The following is a 16,372-nucleotide window of genomic DNA, read 5'->3' as shown; positions in this document are numbered from 1 at the left end:
TGACGATGGATCAGGAAGCGGCAAACCTGCCGCCCCTTCTTCATCAAGGAGTCGTCGTGACCACCGCTACCGCTCTCCCCGCCGGGCACGCCCGCCGCAACCTCGCCATCGTGGCCGTTGCCGCGGTCACTGCCCTCGGCCTGGTCTTCTTCATGATCTCCAGCGTCACCGGCGCCGCCTGGACCGACACGACCGACAACACCGGCAACTCCTGGGCCACCGGCACGGTTTCGCTGACCGACGACGACCTCGGTGTGACGATGTTCACGGTGGATGACATGGTCCCCGGCGAGGTCGTCGAGAACAGCATCACCGTGACCAACGCCAGCAGCGTCCCGTTGGACGTCCGACTGTACAGCGACACCTTGGTTGACACCGATCTCCTCGCGCAGCACCTGAACCTCAAGATCGGCACCACCGCGGGTGCAGGAGACATCTACGACGGCACCCTGCTCGCGTTCGCGACGACCTTCGTGGACTTCGCGAACGGAACGGCCGTGATCGATCTCGCCGCGGCCGGGACGCAGACCTACCACTTCTGGGTCGAGCTCGACAGCGCGACGCTCGACACCTTCCAGAACACGAGCGCCGGGCTGGATTTCGTCTGGGAAGGCCAGACGCAATAGGCCTCCTGACCATCGAGGTCAACCAACCGACGCGAACACGAGCGGAGCACCGGTGACCGCAGTTGCCGCACCGCAGCCGATCACCGCGGGGCCCTGGGCCCCGCGGTTGGTCGGCTGCGCGCGGTTCGCCGCGCTGGTGTACGTGTTCGCGTTGGTCTTCCTCGCACTCTCCGCGGTCACCCCGGCGCTCATCTCGGGCTGGCAGCCGCTGTCGGTGGTGTCGGGGTCGATGCAGCCGGCGATCGCTCCCGGCTCGCTGGTGCTGGTCCAGCCCGCCGACCCGGACGGCTTCTACGCCCACCCCTCGATCCTGGCGTTCAACGACCCCGACCGGCCGGGCCAGCTGCTCACCCACCGGGTCGTGGACACCGCCAGGGTCGACGGGGTCGTGCGCTACACCACCAAGGGTGACGCCAACCAGGTCGATGACTCCGGCACCGTGGCCCACGGCGACGTCGTCGGCGCGGTGCGCATGGTCATCCCCTTCGTCGGCCTGCCCGCGACGTGGGTGCACACCGGCACCCTCGCCACCCTGGGACTCTGGCTGCTGGTCAGCGTGCTCGCGGTCAGCGCCCTCTTCGTCCGCGCCCGACCATGAACCTCGTCGTCTCGCGCTGCCGTGTCGCCGCGGCCGTGGCGGCCTTCGCCCTGGTCGCCGCGACCGCCACGATGCTCGTCCCGCCGACGCTGGCGGCATTCACCGGCACCACCGCCAACGCCGGCAACACCTGGAACACCGACACCCTTGCGCCGCCCACGGCGTTCACGGCCACCTGCGTGAACAGCGGCCGCGTCGACCTGTCCTGGCTGTCCAGCCCCACGGCCAATGTCACTGGCTACCGGATCGAGCGGCGCCGGGAAGGCGAGAGTGACTTCACACCCCTCGCAACGGTCACCCCGCGAACGGCCACTGCCTACTCCGATCAAGCGACGCCGTTCCCGTCGAGCCTCTTGAGTCTGCTCGGCACCGTGACCGTCACCTACCAGATCAGGGCGGAGGTAGCCGGGAGCAGCTGGCGCTCGGCGAGCGCGCAGGCGAGCGCCTCCGGCAATGTGACCAGCGTGTTGGGGATCAAAGTCTTCAGCTGCAACTAGGTCGGGCCCCTGCTCCGACGGGGGATGTGCCGGGGTAGGCCGGGTCGCGGATCCCGCGACGAGGGCGACACGGCGTCTGGCGGCGGTGAGCACTCCCGGCCGCGGTGGTTGTGCGTTCGAGATCCTTGACATGTGTGAAATCGGGCTTGACGTGGCAAGGTGGGCACGAGAGAATCACACAACCGTAACTCCGTACGTGAGAGTCGACGGGGCTTCCCCAAGGTACACCCGACGTCGCTCGTCGGTGAAGGAGGCTGTGACATCATGATCCCGGAGACATTGCCATGGGCGCCCAGCGCCAAATGCCTGCAGGGGGACCCGGAGGCCTTCTTTCCCGAAAAGGGCGGTTCCACCCGGGAGGCCAAGCGCATGTGCACGCTTTGTGATGTTCGGGAGGAGTGCCTGGACTACGCGTTGGCGAACGAAGAGCGCTTCGGTATCTGGGGTGGCCTGAGCGAGCGCGAGCGCCGGCGACTCAAGCGCATGGCCTCCTGACCACCGGTTGGGCGGCACCGAGTGGTCTAGCATCGGCTAGGTCCCGTCCACTGCGTGGCTGCGTGGTCTCGCCGTTTCGCCTCCTCACTGCTGGGCGCCATTCCCGATGCCTCCTTCCGAACCCGACGTGATCCCCGCGCGCACTGCCGCGGGCCGTCCCCGCGTGGTGGCGATCCTGGTCGTGCGGGACGGGGCGGAGTGGCTGCAGAGCGTGCTGGGCAGCCTCGCGGCCCAGCGCTACCCCGCGCTGGACCTGGTCGTGGTGGACAACGGCAGCTCAGACGGGTCGGACACCGTGCTGGCCCGGCGCATCCCCGATGACCGCCTCATCACCCTGCCCCGCAACGTCGGGTTCGGTCGGGCGGTCGCGCGCGCGCTGAAGCACCCCGCGGTCGCCGACGCCGAGTTGCTGCTGCTGCTCCACGACGACCTCGCCCTGGCGCGAGACGCCATCGCCCGGATGGTCCAGGCGATGCGGGAGGACCCGTCGCTGGCCATCGTCGGGCCGAAGCTGCGGGACTGGAGCGAGGAGCCGGTCCTGCAGGAGGTGGGGATGACCGTGGACCGCTTCGGGCGGGCGGAGTCCCAGCTGGAGCCCGCCGAGCGCGACCAGGGACAGCACGACGCGCAGCGCCCGGTGCTGTACGTCTCGACGGCGGGCATGCTGGTGCGGCGCGCGACGCTGGTGGAGCTCGGCGGGTTCGATCCGCGCTTCCCGGTCTTCCGCGACGACCTCGACGCCTGCTGGCGGGCGTGGCTGGCCGGCCATCGCGTCGAGGTCGTCCCCGCCGCCGTGGCCTACCACGTCGCCGCCGCCAGCCGATCGGCCCGGGACCTCGGCCGACGCCCCGCTCAGGCGCGCTACCTCGCGGAGCGCCACACCATCGCCACGCTCATGAAGAACTACAGCGCCACGAGCCTGCTGTGGATCTTCCCGATCGTCCTGGCGCTGGCGGGGGCCAAGGTCCTCGCCTTCCTGGCCACGCGGCGGTTCGGGGACGCGACCGCCGTCCTGCGGGCCTACCTGTGGAACGCCGTGCAGCTACCGCGCACGCTGCGTCGGCGTCGGGTGGTCCAGCGGCGCCGGCGGATCGGCGACCGCGAGCTGATGCGGCTGTTCGCCCCGGGTCTGCCAAGGGCCAGGGTCTACGTGGAGGCAGCCGGGAACTGGCTTGCGGGCGGGAGCACCCGCGCGCTCATGGACGACGACGGGGCGGGGCTCCTGCCCGAGCAGGAACCGGGCAACGCCCTCGTGCGCGTGGTGCGCCGCTATCCCGCCACCTGCGCCGGGCTGACGCTGCTCGCGCTGTACCTCCTGGGGCTTCGGGGACTCCTCGGCGGCGGGCAGATCGTCGGCGTGGAGGTGGCGCCGTGGCCGGACCTGGCCCGGGACTTCCTGCGTGCCTACGCGAGCTCGTGGACTGGGGAGCCGGTCGGGTCCGCTGCCTTCGCCTCGCCGGTGCAGGCGGTGCTCGGTCTGGTGTCCGTCCTCGGTTTCGGCAGCGCCTGGCTGGCTCAGCGGCTGGTCGTCTTCGGACTGCTGCCCCTCGCGTGGGTGTTCTCGCTGCGCGCCGGGCGCCTGCTGACCGCCCGCCCCGCGCCCCGCATCCTGGGCGCGACCTTGTACGTGCTGTCGCCGGTCGTGCTCGGGGCCCTCGGCCAGGGGCGCTTCGGGACGCTGGTGGCCGCCACGTTGCTACCCGGTGTGGTGCTGGTGGCGATACGGACCGCCGATCCGAGCACCCCCCTCGCCACCGCCTGGCGTTCCAGCGCGCTGATGGCGCTCGGGCTGGCCTTGACCTGTGCCGCCGAGCCCGGCCTGGCCCCCGCGGTCGTGCTCGGATTCCTCGGCGTGCTGCTGGCGTCCCGCCGCGTCGATCCGTCAGGCCAGGCGACGCTCCGACTCGCCGTGAGCGGAGGAGCGGCCCTCTTGCTGCTCAGTCCCTGGCTGGCGGGCCTGGTCCGCGGGGGGACGGTCGGCACCCAGACCGCGGCCCCTCTGGAGCAGATGCCCCTGTGGCGGGCGCTGGCCGCGGCTCCCGAGGTCCTGCCCGCCTTCGCGGGCATCGGCGGCCTGCGCGCGGTGATGACCGCCGCCGCGGTCCTCGCGGTGGGGATCCTGCTCGGGCTGCGCACCAAACCGATCACGGTCGCGGGACTGGTTGTGGCCGTCGGGGCGTCCGGGCTGCTGGCGTGGGGTGCCACCCGGGCTGGGATCACCCTGGTGTGGACCCCCGCGTTGCTGCTGCCGGCCGCGTTCGCGCTGGCCGGCCTCGGCGTGATCGCCGCACGGACGCTCACCGGGGGCCTGCGACAGTACGCGTTCGGCAGGCGCCAGCTCGCCGTCGTGGTCGCGGTCGTGGCACTGGCCGTGGGCCTGGCGGGGGGAGCCCTGCGGTTGGCGAGCGGACCGTGGGACGGGCTCACGCGCGACCCGACACTGGTCCCGCAGTTCGTCACCGCGGACCAGCCGCAGGTGGGTCCGTACCGCATCCTGCTGCTCGCCGCTGACGACGGGTCGGTGGCCTGGGACATCGTGAGCTCGCGGGGCCCGCGGATGGTGGACTTCGGGGCGCGCTCCGACACCGACCTGCTGGATCTGGTCGAGGAGGCGGTGGCGGGCGCGGTCGGTGGCGCGGACCTGCGGGCCGGGGCCCAGCTCGGTCTGGCGAACGTGCGCTACGTGGTCGTCTCGGACGCCCAACCCGCGCCCGACCTCATCCAGGCGCTGGGCCGCCAGCCCGCGCTCGAACCGCTGCCGTCCGGGGGCGGCCGGGTGTTCAGCGTCGAGTCGTGGTTGCCGCGCGTGGTGGTCCTGCCGTCGGCGCGTGGCGAGGAGCTGCTGACCACGGGATACCCCGCAGCCGTGGGTGACTGGGAGGCCGAAGGTCTCGGGCAGCGGCGTCGGGACGTCTACGTCGGGCAGGAACCGGCGCAGGAGGGCGGGCTGCTGGTCGTGTCGGAGTCCACCTCGACCCAGTGGCGAGCCCATGCCGACGGTCGGGCGCTGGAGCGCCGCGAGCTCGAGGGCGTGAACGCCTTCACGGTTCCGCCCGGGTCCGAGATGGTGCGCGCCCGCGCGGGGACCGGCTTCGGCCACCGCCTGGTGGTGGCGCTGCAGCTGCTGCTGCTGCTCGCGGTCATCTCACTCGGGCTGCGTCCCCCAGGCATGCGGACCCGCGCGCAACGGGACGTGACCAGGAGCCTGCCGTCGGAGCTCGCCCCGCCCGAGCCGGCCAACGACGACCCGCAGGGGGTGTTGCCGTGACGGAGACGGGTTCTGAGCTGCCCCCCGCCCCCGAACCCGTCCGCCGCCGGGCCGCGATCGTCCTGGTGGTTGTGGCCATCCTGGTCGGTGTGGCGCTGATTGCTGATGTGCTCGCCGTGCCGCCCCCGGCCCTGCCGCCGGAGCCGGTCGCGCAGGAGACCCCTCAGGCGGGGGCCTGGTACTGCCCCGCGACCGCGGGCGAGGGGGAGTCGGCGGTGCTGTCGGTGGCCGCCGTGGGGGAGGACCCCTCACGGGTCACGGTCGTACGCTACCCCGACCGTGAGCCGGCTGCCGATGAGCCGGTCGATGTCGCCCCCGGCGACGAGCACACGGTGATCCTGGGTCCCGGGGAGGCGACCACGCCGGTCTCGGTGCGGTGGGAGGGCGGGCCGGCTGTGGCGTCATGGCGGATCGAGTCGGGGGACACCCCGGGCGCCCCGTGCGAGCCCGGGCCTGCCGAGATCTGGCATCTGGCAGGCCTTGATACCGCGCGTGGGGCGACGTCGACGGTGCACCTGTTCAACCCCTTCGCCACCGACGCGGTCGCCCGGATCACGTTCGCGACCCCCGAGGGCCGCGTCGCGCTGCTGCTCACCGACAACCTCCTCGTCGAGGCCGGCACCTCCGCCCGCATCGACCTCGGCGAGTTCCAGCCCGAGCAGCCAGACCTCGGGGCGACCGTCGAGGTCCTGACCGGAAGGCTGGTCGCGCAGGGTGAACTGGTCCTGCAACCGGTCGGTGAGCAGGGCGGACCGAGCGGGCGCGCGCTGATCCCCGCCGCGTCGGGACCCGGCGCGCTGTGGTCGTTCGGCTACGCCCGCGTGGACGAGAGCTCGAGCTCGGCCCTGTCGGTGGTCAACACCGGCGACCGGGAGGCCGCGGTCGAGGTGCAGGTCTCGAATCCGCGGCCGGAGGCCGGCGTCCAGGAGCACTCCGTGGCCCCTGGGGGGGTGCTCACCATCGACCTGGCGGAGCTCTCGGAGGAGCCCGAGTTCGGGGTGAGCGCGCAGAGCGTGAACGACGTGCCGATCGTGGTCCACCGGGTCACCACCATCGACGCCGAGGGTCGTGAGGGCCTCGCGGTGTCCCGCGGCGCGCCGCTCGCGACCCGGTGGGCGCTGGTGGGCGCCGGCACCGCCGACCGTCGGGGGCGGGTGCTCGTCTACAACCCCGGTGTCGAGTTGGTGACCGTCGAGGTGACCACCAACGGCGCGGTGCCCGACGCGTGGCGCGGTCTCGAGATCCCGCCCAACGCCTGGCGCAGCTTCAGTCTGGTGGACGCCGAGCCCGACCGCGCCCAGATCCCCGCCATGGTGGCGGCGAGCGGGCCCGTCGTCGCCGAGTTGCGCTCCCACCACCAGTCGGGCGCGTTGCGGTTGTGGACTGCGCTCGGGATCCGTGCGGAGACCTGGGCCGGAGGGGGAGCCCGTCCTGCGGTGCACCGCGACCCCCGGCTGGCGATCCAGCCGCTGGGGGCGCCAGCGGCCGAGCGGGAGGGGCCGGCCCCGCTGGACCCCGGTGAGCTGCCGGAGGTCCCCGGACTGGACGACGATGGGGGCGAGCCCGCCCCCGAGGGGGGCGAGGGGCAGCCCCCGCCCGACGGCGGCTAGGGATCCTCGACCGTGACGAAGACCGGGCATCCCGCCTTCACCCGGGTCCGCGCGTCAGGCTGCTGGGCCGTCACCAGGGCATCGGGGCCCGCGTCCGCACGCACCCGTAGCTCGAGCTCCTTCGCCTCGATGGCCAGGCGGCACTCTTCCAGGTTCTTGCCCCGGACGTCGGGAATCCGCCGCTTCCATGGCCACAGCTCGATGAACCCTTCGATGACCATGTCACCGACGAAGTCGAGAATCATCCGGAGCCCCCCGTGCGTGGGCACTCCACACTACACCGGACTACACCGGTGCGTCCCTGCCCGGGGTTCCGCAGTTGAGCGCCGAGGTCCTCCCCGACGCGGGGACGAAGATCGGCAAGCCTCAGGCAGAATCACGAGCTTGTGGTTTATGGTAGAGGCCATGAATGAGACGCCTCGCAGCTGCCGCCGGCCCACCTGCCCCTGGCCCGCCACGGCCTCGCTGTCGTACCGGTACGCGACCAGCCAGGTGTGGTTGCTCGATCTCACCCCCACCGCGGACCCGTCCCTGTACGACCTGTGCGCCACCCATGCGGATGCCACCACGGTCCCGCGCGGCTGGGAGCGGGTGGACGAGCGGGTGGTCGTGCCGGCCCCGGAGCCCGCCGTGGGCGCGGACGGCCGCGGCCTCGTGAGCGCCACACCCCGCCAGGAGCCGGTGGGGGCGCGGACGCCCGGGCGCTACGACCGGTTGCGCCGGGAGCTGCCCGACGTGGCGGCCCGGCTGTCTGCCGAGCGGCGCCCGGAGCCGGTCCCCAGTCGCGATCTCGCGCCGGTGGCCTTCCGTGAGGCCGCTGTCCGGCAATGGCACGCCTAGCGGCACGGCGGTGGCTCAAGGCTTGAAGGACACTCGTGTGGTTTCTTATGTAGCGTGGAGGCCACGGTGACGCTGCCCCGCGATCTCGTACGCGCGGTGCGCCGGCTCGACGAGCCGCAGCTGCGGCGCCTGCTGATCCTCGCCCGCGGCCTGCTCGTGGGCTCGCCGGGCCCGGTGGTCGAGCCCGAGCCGAGCCCGGGCGCCAGCCGGGCGACCTACCGCCAGCAATGGGTGCGCTGCGGCAAGGGCTGCGGCTCGTGCCCCCACGGGCCGTACTGGTACGCCTACTGGCGGGAGGGCGGCCGCGCCCGCTCGCAGTACGTCGGCCGGGAGCTCGCCGCCGACGTGCGGCGGCTCCGCGAGCAGGAGCCCGAGCCGGCAGCACAGGTGCCCTCGGCCAGCTCGGCCGGCTCGGTCAGCCCCGAGCAGCCGTAGCGGGCCCGCGACATGGTCACAACGGACCATTCAGTCCAGCGGCGCGACGGCCGATGATCGGAGTAATGCGCCACGGGGCCGAGGCTCGAGGAGATGTCATGGAATGCGCGCGGTGCCAGTCAGGCGATCTGTTCGACATGGATCTGACGGTCGGCGGCGAGCCAGCGCACTTCTTCCACTGCCGCAAGTGCGAGCACCGCTGGTGGGTGCAAGCCGGGGCCGCGGACACCCTCGAGCTGCGCGACGTGCTCCCCGGCTGACTCGTGCCAATGCACCCCCGGTCGACGACTGGGTAGGATGCCCGCAGCCTTCTCCAACCGCGCGGGAGCACCTCCTTGCTCGACCTCACCCCCATCGTCAAGGCCTACGACATCCGTGGGCTCATCCCCGACCAGATCGACGCGGAGGTCGCTCGCGCCCTCGGACGCGCCTGCGCGGTCGAGCTGCACGGCGAGGCGGTCATCGTCGCGCGTGACATGCGGCCGAGCTCCCCGGACCTGGCCGCAGCCTTCATCGAGGGCGTGCGGGCGCAGGGCGTCGACGCGATCGACATCGGTCTGGCCTCCACCGACCTGCTGTACTACGCCTCGGGGCGGCTCGGCCTGCCGGGCGCGGTGTGGACCGCCAGCCACAACCCCGCTGGCTACAACGGCCTGAAGGTGTGCCGGGCCGGAGCGGAGCCCGTGTCACTCGACACGGGGCTCGGGGCCATCCGCGATCGCGCGCAGCACGGCGACTTCCCCGAGGCCGACGAGACCGGCGACCTGCGCACCGACGACCTCATCGACGACTTCGCCGAGCACGTGCGCAGCTTCGTGGGCGTCGAGGGCATGGCCCCGGTCAAGGTCGCGGTCGACGCGGGCAACGGCATGGCGGGCCTGGTGGTCCCCCCGGTGTTCGACGGCCTGCCCATCGACCTGGTGCCGCTGTACTTCGAGCTCGACGGCACCTTCCCCAACCACCCCGCCAATCCCATCGAGGCGGCCAACCTCGTCGACCTGCAAGCAGCGGTCACGGCCAAGGACTGTGCGCTCGGTCTGGCCTTCGACGGGGACGCCGACCGGATGTTCTGCGTCGACGAGCAGGGCCGCCCCGTGGCGCCGTCCCTGGTCACCGCGGTCATCGCGGACACGATTCTGCGCCGCCATCCGGGTGAGACGGTCCTGTACAACCTGATCTGCTCCAAAGTGGTGCCCGAGACCATCGAGGCGGCCGGTGGGCGGGCGATCCGCACCCGCGTCGGCCACTCGTTCATCAAGGCGCTCATGAAGGACACCGGCGCGGTCTTCGCCGGCGAGCACTCCGGTCACTACTACTTCCGCGACAACTTCCGCGCTGACTCCGGGCTGATCGCTGGGGTGCTGCTCCTCGAAGCGCTCGGCGAGCACGGCGGCACCCTGTCCGAGCTCGTCGCGCCCTACGACCGCTACGCCCAGTCGGGCGAGGTCAACGTCGAGGTCGACGACCAGCAACGGGCGACCGATGCGGTCGTCGCGGCGTTCGCTGAGGAGGGCGACGCCGACTGGGCAGACGGGCTCACCGTGGACGCCGGCGACTGGTGGTTCAACCTGCGGCCATCCAACACCGAGCCGCTGTTGCGCGTGAACGTCGAAGCGGCCGATCCCGCGACCATGGAGCGCGTGCGCGATCGCGTCCTCGAGCTCATCCGCGCGTGATGTGCACTGCGTGACCGCAGGACGACAAAGGATTGCTCATGGCCGTCGACGCCAAGCTCATCGATCTGCTCGTCTGCCCCGCGTGCCACGGCACGATCGACTACAAGCCGCGGCGCAACCTGATCATCTGCACCGCGTGCGGGCTGCACTATCCCGTCCGTGACGACATCCCGGTGATGCTGGTCGAGGAGGCCACGAAGCCGGACAGCAAGGCGAGCGGGTGATGGATCTCGACCGATTGGACCGCTACAGCGAGGTCGACCCGGCGGACGCGCTGGCCGACGTCGAGCACGCCGCCGGCCAGTGGTCGGGTGCGCCACGCCCGGCGCCGCTGGACCTCACCGACGTGGACGCGGTCGTGGTGACCGGCGTCGGCGGCTCGGGCATCTGCGCGGACGTGGTGGCCGCCATCGGCAATGCGGGCTTCCCCCTGCCCATCATGGTGCACAAGACGTACGGACTGCCGGCGTTCGTCGGGCCGCGGTCCCTGGTCGTCGCGGTGTCGTGCTCGGGTGACACCGAGGAGACGTGCTCTGCCGCGGACGAAGCCGTCCGCCGTGGTGCGCGGCTGTTGGTCGTGGCGGGCGGCGGGCGTCTCGCGGAGCTCGGGCATGACCGAGGTGAGCCGTGGGTGCCCGTGGCGCGCGACTACCAGCCACGCCACTCCTTGGGGCTGCTGGCCGTGCCGGTGTTGGCGGCCCTGGGCCTGGACGGCGGGCTGGACGAGGCCGTGGCGGTGCAGCGTGACATCCGGGCCGCGTGCGGGCGGGAGGTGCCCACCGCACGCAACCCCGCCAAGCAGCTGGGGTCGCGCATCGCCATGGCCGGCGCGGCCGTCGTGCACGGGGCGCGACCGCTGGCCGCGGTCGCGGCCTACCGCCTCAAGTGCCAGCTCAACGAGAACGCCGAGCTGCCGGCGTTCTTCGGCGAGCTGCCCGAGGTCGCACACAACGAGATCGTCGGGTGGGACGCGCCCCACCCCATGGCCAAGGCCGCGGTGATGGTCACGCTGCGCGACGTCGCCGGTGAGCACCCCCGCGGGGCGCACCGCGCCGACCTGCTCACCGGCCTGGTCGCCGACCGCTTCGCCGACGTGGCGGAGATGAGCGCCCAGGGCACCGGGTCGCTCGCCCGGCTGGCATCGCTGTTGCTGTTCGCCGACCTCACCAGCGTGTACGCGGCCTACGCGCTCGACCGCGACCCCTCACCCATCGCGCTGATCGACCGCCTGAAGCGCGCCATGGAACGCGGGTGACCGCTGCGCGGCAGGGGGCCGGGGTCGCGTGACGACCGACGCCGGGGCGGTGCTGCGTGAACGGCTCGGGGACCGGCGTCCCGAGCTGCTGCTGACCCTCGGGTCCGGTCTCGGCGCGCTGGGCGGGGAGGTCAGCGACGCCGTGGCGGTGGATTTCGCCGAGCTGGGGCTGCCGGTCGCGATGGTCCCCGGCCACGCGGGCCGGCTGGTCGCCGGCACGCTGCACGGGGTCTCCGTGCTCGTCCAGCAAGGGCGCCTGCACCTCTACGAGGGCCACGAGCCCGCCGAGGTCACCGCCGTGGTGCGCGCAGCGGCGGAGGCGGGCGTGTCGACGTACGTGGTCACCAACGCCGCCGGCGGGCTGGCACCCGATCAGCGACCCGGCGACCTGCTGGCGATCACCGACCACCTCAACCTGACCGGCCGCAGCCCGTTGGTCGGCACACCGACCCCGACCTTCGTGGACATGGCGGCTGCCTACGACCCCGACCTGCGGGCGGGCGCCGCCGCCGTCGCGGCGGAGCTCGGTGAGCAGCTGGGCGAGGGGGTGTACGCGGGCGTGGTCGGCCCGGCCTACGAGACCCCCGCCGAGGTGCGCATGCTGCGCACCCTGGGGGCGGACGCGGTGGGCATGTCGACGGTGCTGGAGGTCATCGCCGCGCGCGCCTGCGGCCTGCGGGTGCTCGGCATGTCGGTGATCACCAACGTGCACCGCCCCGGGGGCACCCCCACGGACCACGCCGAGGTGCTCGACGCCGCCCACACCAGCGGGCAGCGGCTGGCCGCGCTGCTGCGCGGGCTCCTGCCCCGCCTGCACCCGGCGTAGGCGGCGCGCCGTTGGAGTCTGATCCGCTCCTGCTCGGGGCCGCGCTGGGCTTCGCCGTGGTCAACGGGATGAACGACGGGGGGGCGCTGGTCGGCGCCGGCCTGAAGGTCGGGGGCCTGCCGCCGGCGGTCGCGGCCGGCATGCTCGCCTTGGCGCTCGTCGTCGCCCCGCTGGTGGTCGGCACCCAGGTGGCGGCCACCTTGGTGCACCGGTTGGTGTCGTTCTCCGACGTGGGCGGCCTGGTGGCGGGTCGGACCGCGCTGCTGGTGGCGGTCGGCACGGCCGTGGTCGTGGTGGCGGTCCTGTCCCGCCGAGGTCTGCCCACCAGCCTCACCCTGGCACTGGTCGGGGCCATCACGGGAGCGGGGATCGGCGGGGGCCTGAGCGTGTCCCTCCCCACGCTCGGGCTGGTCCTCGGCGCCGGGTTGGCCGCGCCGGTCGTCGGTGCCCTCGGCGGGTTCGCCCTGTCGCGGGCGGGAGGCCTGCTGCCGGTCACGGGCCGGCTCTCCCGGCGCATCCGGTACGCGCACGTGGGGGCGTTCAGCATGCAGTGCCTCGCCTACGCCGGGAACGACGGGCAGAAGATGGTGGCCGTGCTGGTCGTGGCGACCGGCGCCACCGACGGCATCGACGTGTCGGTCCCCGAGCTGCTGGCGCTCGCTGCGCTCTTCACCGGCGGCCTGGTGGCGGGCCTGCGCCCCGCGGCGGGGATGCTCTCCGCAGAGATCATCCCCGTCCGGCCGCCGGATGCCGTCGCGGCCGAGATCTCCTCGGCCGGAGCGGTCCTGGCCAGCGCTGCCCTCGGGGCGCCCGTGTCGATGACCCAGTCGGTGGCCGCGGCGCTGGTCGGGGCGGGCATGAGCCACGGCCCCCGGCGGGTACGCTGGCGCGCTGCCGGCCGCCTGGGCCTGGCATGGTTGTTCACGCTGCCGGTGAGCGCGCTGCTGGCAGGCGTGCTCACGCGAGGAGGTGCGCTGCTGTCGTGACGAACGACCGCCCACCTGCGCCCCGCGGTCGCCTGAAGCGGCTGATGCTGGACCTCAGCGGCCGGGGCGACATCGTGTTCGTCGCCCACCTCGGCGGGCAGATCGACGCGACGCTCGCCGGCGTGGCGCTCGCCCTGGAGGCGGTGCAGGGCGCGGACATCGCCGCCGCCCGCGACCGCATGGCCGAGATCGAGCACGAGGGCGACGACCGGCGGGCCGACCTCATCGAGTCGCTGGCGCAGGCGTTGACCACCCCGATCGACCGGGAGGACCTGTTCCGGCTCTCGCGCTCGATCGACGACGTGCTCGACAACCTGCAGGACTTCATCCGCGAGCTGGACCTCTTCCGACCCGAGGACCGATCCGAGCTCGCCCCGCTGCTGGAGTCGCTGCGCAGCGGTGCGGACGCCCTCCGCGTCGCCATCGACCGCCTCGTCGACCAGCCCGGCGAGGTCTCGCGGGCGTGCAAGGGCGCGAAACGCCACGGCAACGACGTGCGCCGCCGCTACCAGCAGGCGCTCGCGGACCTGTACGGGGGGGAGCTGACGATGGACACGCTCAAACGCCGGGATCTGCTGCGTCGCCTGGACGTCGTCGGCCTGCGCCTGGACGAGGCTGCCGACGCCCTGGCTGACGGGGCGATGAAGCGCAGTCACTGACACCCGGCCACCGGGCCGGCTTTCGGGCGCCCGAATTCGATGGGCTAGGCTAGCCGTTGACCTGTCCGCTGGAGGAAGAGCACACACATGGCAAGCCCGTCCCTGCCCGCACACGACGTCCTTGATCTCGGCCTGGCCGCACGCGGCAAAGCCCGAATCGAATGGGCCAACCGCTCGATGCCGGTCCTGGCCGCGATCCGCGAACGCTTCGCGAAGGAGCGGCCGCTCGAAGGCCAGACGGTCGCCGCGTGCCTGCACGTCACTACCGAGACCGCGAACCTGATGCGCACGCTGGACGCCGGCGGCGCCAAGGTGACCCTGGTCGCCAGCAACCCCCTGTCCACCCAGGACGACACCGCCGCGGCCCTCGTGGCCGAATACGGGATCTCCACCTACGCCATCCGCGGGGAGGACAACGACTCCTACTACCGCCACATCGACGCGGCCCTGGACCAGAACCCCACCCTCACGATGGACGACGGCTGTGACCTCGTGAACCGTCTGCACGGCCAGCGTCCCGAGCAGGCCGCCAAGGTCCTTGCCGGCACCGAGGAGACCACCACCGGCGTCATCCGGCTGCGGGCGATGGAGAAGGCCGGTGCGCTGCGGTTCCCGATCGTCGCGGTCAACGACACGCCGACCAAGCACCTGTTCGACAACCGCTTCGGCACCGGCCAGTCCACGCTGGACGGCATCATCCGCGCGACCAACGTCCTGCTGGCCGGCAAGACCGTCGTGGTGGCCGGCTTCGGCTACTGCGGCCGGGGCGTCGCCAGCCGGGCGAAGGGCCACGGCGCCGACGTCGTCGTCACCGAGGTCGACCCGATCCGGGCGCTCGAGGCCTCCATGGAGGGCTACCGGATCCTGCCCATGGCCGACGCGGCGCGCGTCGGTGACGTGTTCGTCACCCTGACCGGCAACACCTCGGTGATCCGCACCGAGCACTTCGAGGTCATGAAGGACGGTGCGATCGTCTGCAACTCCGGTCACTTCGACGTCGAGCTCGACGTCGCCGGCCTGGAGAAGATGTGCAAGGAGCGCATCGAGGTCCGGGACAACGCCGAGGCGTTCGTCCTGCCCGACGGCCGGCGGATCGTGCTGCTGGCCGGCGGACGGCTGGTGAACCTCGGTGCCGCCGAGGGACATCCCGCCGCCGTCATGGACATGAGCTTCGCCGACCAGGCGTTCGCCGCCGAGTGGTTGACGGCCAACGCCGCCAACCTCGACCCGCGCGTCTACGACGTGCCCGTCGACCTGGACGCCGACGTCGCCCGACTGAAGCTGGAGTCGATGGGCAAGCCGATCGACACGCTCACCCCGGAGCAGGTCACCTACCTGGCCTCCTACGACATCGGCACCTAGGCTGGGATCGATGCCGCCGCAGGAGCGGGGAGAGCCGCTCCCGGCGGGGGTCCTGTCGGAGGTCGAGGCGGTGCTGCGCGACCGTCTGGACCAGCCTCCGGCGGGGTCCTACTCTGCCACCCTGCTGGGTGACCCGGAGCTGGCAAGCCGCAAGATCATGGAGGAGGCGTTCGAGCTCTGCCTCGAGCTCGGGCGCCGGGGCGCGGACACCCCGGATCGCCGACGCGTGGCCGAGGAGGCCGCCGACGTGCTCTTCCACGTGCTGGCGGGCATCGTCGGGGCGGGGGTGAGCCTGCAGGACGTGTTCGCCGAGCTCGAGGCCCGGAGGGGTTAAGTGAACGAAGACGGCGTCAGGATCGGGGTGCCGTCCAAGGGACGGCTGCGTGACCGCTGCCTCGAGCTGCTCGCGGCAGCCGGCTACTCGACGGGCATGCTGCACGGCGCGGGGTCCATCGCCCGCGTCGACGGGCTGGCGTTCATCGAGATGCGCCCGCGTGACGCGGCCGCGGCGCTGAGCGCCGGTCAGCTGCAGGCGGCCTTCCTCGCCACCGACATCGTCGCGGAGCACGAGCTTGACCAGCTGCCCGCGGTGCCGCTCGGCTTCTCCCGCTCCGATCTGGTGCTGGCCAGCCGGGACGACGACGGCCGGGAGTCCATGGCCGACCTCGCCGGCGCGGTCGTCGCCACGCATCTGCCGGGGATCACCGGGCGGTTCTTCGCCGAACGCGGCGTGGACGTCACGGTCCTCACCATGGGCGGGTCGCTGGAGGGCGCCTGCGTCGCCGGGCTCGCCGACGCCATCGTGGACCTCCGCGAGACCGGCACCAGCCTCGCGACCAACCGTCTGCGGGTGCTCGAGGTGCTGCGCCGCTGCGAGGCGCTGTTCGTGCGCCGCGGGGCCACACCGCTCCTCGACGACTTCGCCCTGCGTCTGGACGCGGTCCTGGCCGCTCGCGCGCACCGCTACGTCATGCTGCACATCCCCCGCGAGCACTTGGACGACCTCCGCGGCGTGTTCCCCGGTCTGGCGGCGCCGACGATCTTGCCCCTGGCGGGCCGGGACGACCTGGTCGCGGTGCACCTCGTGGTCAGCCAAGCCCAGCTGTGGCAGCGCCTCGGCGATCTGCGCGCCCTCGGGGCGACCGGCATCGTGGCCCTGCTGCCCCAGGCGCTGCTGCCCTGAGACGTGAATCGCCGGAGCTTGCGGAGGCGATTCCCTGCTGTGCCGGGTGTGGGGGG

General features: G+C 72.6%; 19 protein-coding genes. 18 read left to right on the top strand and 1 reads right to left on the bottom strand.

Annotated features, from left to right (window positions below):
- The first annotated feature begins 56 nt into the window (after positions 1 to 56).
- The 6 genes from WD250_12080 (at position 57) to WD250_12055 (ending at position 7,094) form a co-directional block, all read left to right on the top strand.
- The gene (locus tag WD250_12080; GenBank protein MEX2620945.1) at positions 57 to 626 is read left to right on the top strand and encodes a TasA family protein; all 570 of its coding nucleotides are present in this window, start codon (positions 57 to 59) and stop codon (positions 624 to 626) included.
- Positions 627 to 678: 52 nt separating this feature from the next.
- Positions 679 to 1,224, top strand: a complete 546-nt coding sequence (locus WD250_12075; protein MEX2620944.1) for a signal peptidase I — start codon at positions 679 to 681, stop codon at positions 1,222 to 1,224.
- Positions 1,221 to 1,721, top strand: coding sequence for a fibronectin type III domain-containing protein (locus WD250_12070; GenBank protein MEX2620943.1), 501 nt, complete (start codon positions 1,221 to 1,223; stop codon positions 1,719 to 1,721). Before WD250_12075 ends, WD250_12070 begins: the two co-directional genes overlap by 4 nt.
- A gap of 264 nt (positions 1,722 to 1,985) precedes the next feature.
- Complete coding sequence (locus WD250_12065; protein ID MEX2620942.1) at positions 1,986 to 2,216, top strand: WhiB family transcriptional regulator; 231 nt, start codon at positions 1,986 to 1,988, stop codon at positions 2,214 to 2,216.
- Between the two features lie 106 nt (positions 2,217 to 2,322).
- Complete coding sequence (locus tag WD250_12060) at positions 2,323 to 5,484, top strand: glycosyltransferase (GenBank protein MEX2620941.1); 3,162 nt, start codon at positions 2,323 to 2,325, stop codon at positions 5,482 to 5,484.
- Positions 5,481 to 7,094 carry a DUF5719 family protein gene (locus WD250_12055; GenBank protein ID MEX2620940.1) on the top strand — a complete coding sequence of 538 codons (1,614 nt, stop codon included), beginning with the start codon at positions 5,481 to 5,483 and terminating at the stop codon, positions 7,092 to 7,094. Before WD250_12060 ends, WD250_12055 begins: the two co-directional genes overlap by 4 nt.
- On the opposite strand, the gene WD250_12050 is transcribed toward WD250_12055, so the two are convergent.
- Complete coding sequence (locus tag WD250_12050) at positions 7,091 to 7,339, bottom strand: PASTA domain-containing protein (protein MEX2620939.1); 249 nt, start codon at positions 7,337 to 7,339, stop codon at positions 7,091 to 7,093. The two genes, WD250_12055 and WD250_12050, sit on opposite strands and share 4 nt — an antisense overlap.
- A 160-nt stretch (positions 7,340 to 7,499) precedes the next feature.
- Here WD250_12050 and WD250_12045 point away from each other — a divergent pair, with 160 nt between their 5' ends.
- The 12 genes from WD250_12045 (at position 7,500) to hisG (ending at position 16,316) form a co-directional block, all read left to right on the top strand.
- Positions 7,500 to 7,934: a DUF3499 family protein gene (locus WD250_12045; protein MEX2620938.1), complete on the top strand. Its 435-nt coding sequence runs from the start codon at positions 7,500 to 7,502 to the stop codon at positions 7,932 to 7,934.
- Positions 7,935 to 8,000: 66 nt separating this feature from the next.
- The gene (locus WD250_12040) at positions 8,001 to 8,369 is read left to right on the top strand and encodes a hypothetical protein (GenBank protein ID MEX2620937.1); all 369 of its coding nucleotides are present in this window, start codon (positions 8,001 to 8,003) and stop codon (positions 8,367 to 8,369) included.
- Positions 8,370 to 8,467: 98 nt separating this feature from the next.
- A complete protein-coding gene (locus tag WD250_12035; protein ID MEX2620936.1) occupies positions 8,468 to 8,629 on the top strand; it encodes a hypothetical protein in 162 nt (53 codons plus the stop codon).
- Between the two features lie 75 nt (positions 8,630 to 8,704).
- Complete coding sequence (locus WD250_12030) at positions 8,705 to 10,045, top strand: phosphomannomutase/phosphoglucomutase (GenBank protein ID MEX2620935.1); 1,341 nt, start codon at positions 8,705 to 8,707, stop codon at positions 10,043 to 10,045.
- A 38-nt stretch (positions 10,046 to 10,083) separates the two neighbouring features.
- Positions 10,084 to 10,269, top strand: a complete 186-nt coding sequence (locus tag WD250_12025; protein ID MEX2620934.1) for a Trm112 family protein — start codon at positions 10,084 to 10,086, stop codon at positions 10,267 to 10,269.
- Complete coding sequence (locus tag WD250_12020) at positions 10,269 to 11,300, top strand: SIS domain-containing protein (GenBank protein MEX2620933.1); 1,032 nt, start codon at positions 10,269 to 10,271, stop codon at positions 11,298 to 11,300. The genes WD250_12025 and WD250_12020 overlap by 1 nt, the downstream gene beginning before the upstream one ends.
- A gap of 28 nt (positions 11,301 to 11,328) precedes the next feature.
- The gene (locus WD250_12015) at positions 11,329 to 12,126 is read left to right on the top strand and encodes a purine-nucleoside phosphorylase (protein ID MEX2620932.1); all 798 of its coding nucleotides are present in this window, start codon (positions 11,329 to 11,331) and stop codon (positions 12,124 to 12,126) included.
- 11 nt (positions 12,127 to 12,137) lie between these two features.
- Complete coding sequence (locus WD250_12010; GenBank protein ID MEX2620931.1) at positions 12,138 to 13,112, top strand: inorganic phosphate transporter; 975 nt, start codon at positions 12,138 to 12,140, stop codon at positions 13,110 to 13,112.
- Positions 13,109 to 13,771: a DUF47 family protein gene (locus tag WD250_12005; protein MEX2620930.1), complete on the top strand. Its 663-nt coding sequence runs from the start codon at positions 13,109 to 13,111 to the stop codon at positions 13,769 to 13,771. Before WD250_12010 ends, WD250_12005 begins: the two co-directional genes overlap by 4 nt.
- An 87-nt stretch (positions 13,772 to 13,858) precedes the next feature.
- Positions 13,859 to 15,133, top strand: a complete 1,275-nt coding sequence (ahcY, locus tag WD250_12000) for an adenosylhomocysteinase (protein MEX2620929.1) — start codon at positions 13,859 to 13,861, stop codon at positions 15,131 to 15,133.
- A 10-nt stretch (positions 15,134 to 15,143) separates the two neighbouring features.
- Positions 15,144 to 15,467 (top strand): phosphoribosyl-ATP diphosphatase, encoded by a 324-nt coding sequence (hisE, locus tag WD250_11995; GenBank protein MEX2620928.1) that lies wholly within the window; start codon positions 15,144 to 15,146, stop codon positions 15,465 to 15,467.
- The gene (gene hisG, locus WD250_11990; GenBank protein MEX2620927.1) at positions 15,468 to 16,316 is read left to right on the top strand and encodes an ATP phosphoribosyltransferase; all 849 of its coding nucleotides are present in this window, start codon (positions 15,468 to 15,470) and stop codon (positions 16,314 to 16,316) included. It abuts the gene before it with no gap.
- Positions 16,317 to 16,372: the final 56 nt, after the last annotated feature.

This window comes from Egibacteraceae bacterium (assembly GCA_040905805.1).
Classification (GTDB): Bacteria; Actinomycetota; Nitriliruptoria; order Euzebyales; family Egibacteraceae; genus DATLGH01.
Note: the sequence above shows the minus strand (reverse complement) of the source record. Positions and strands in the feature narration are given on the sequence as shown.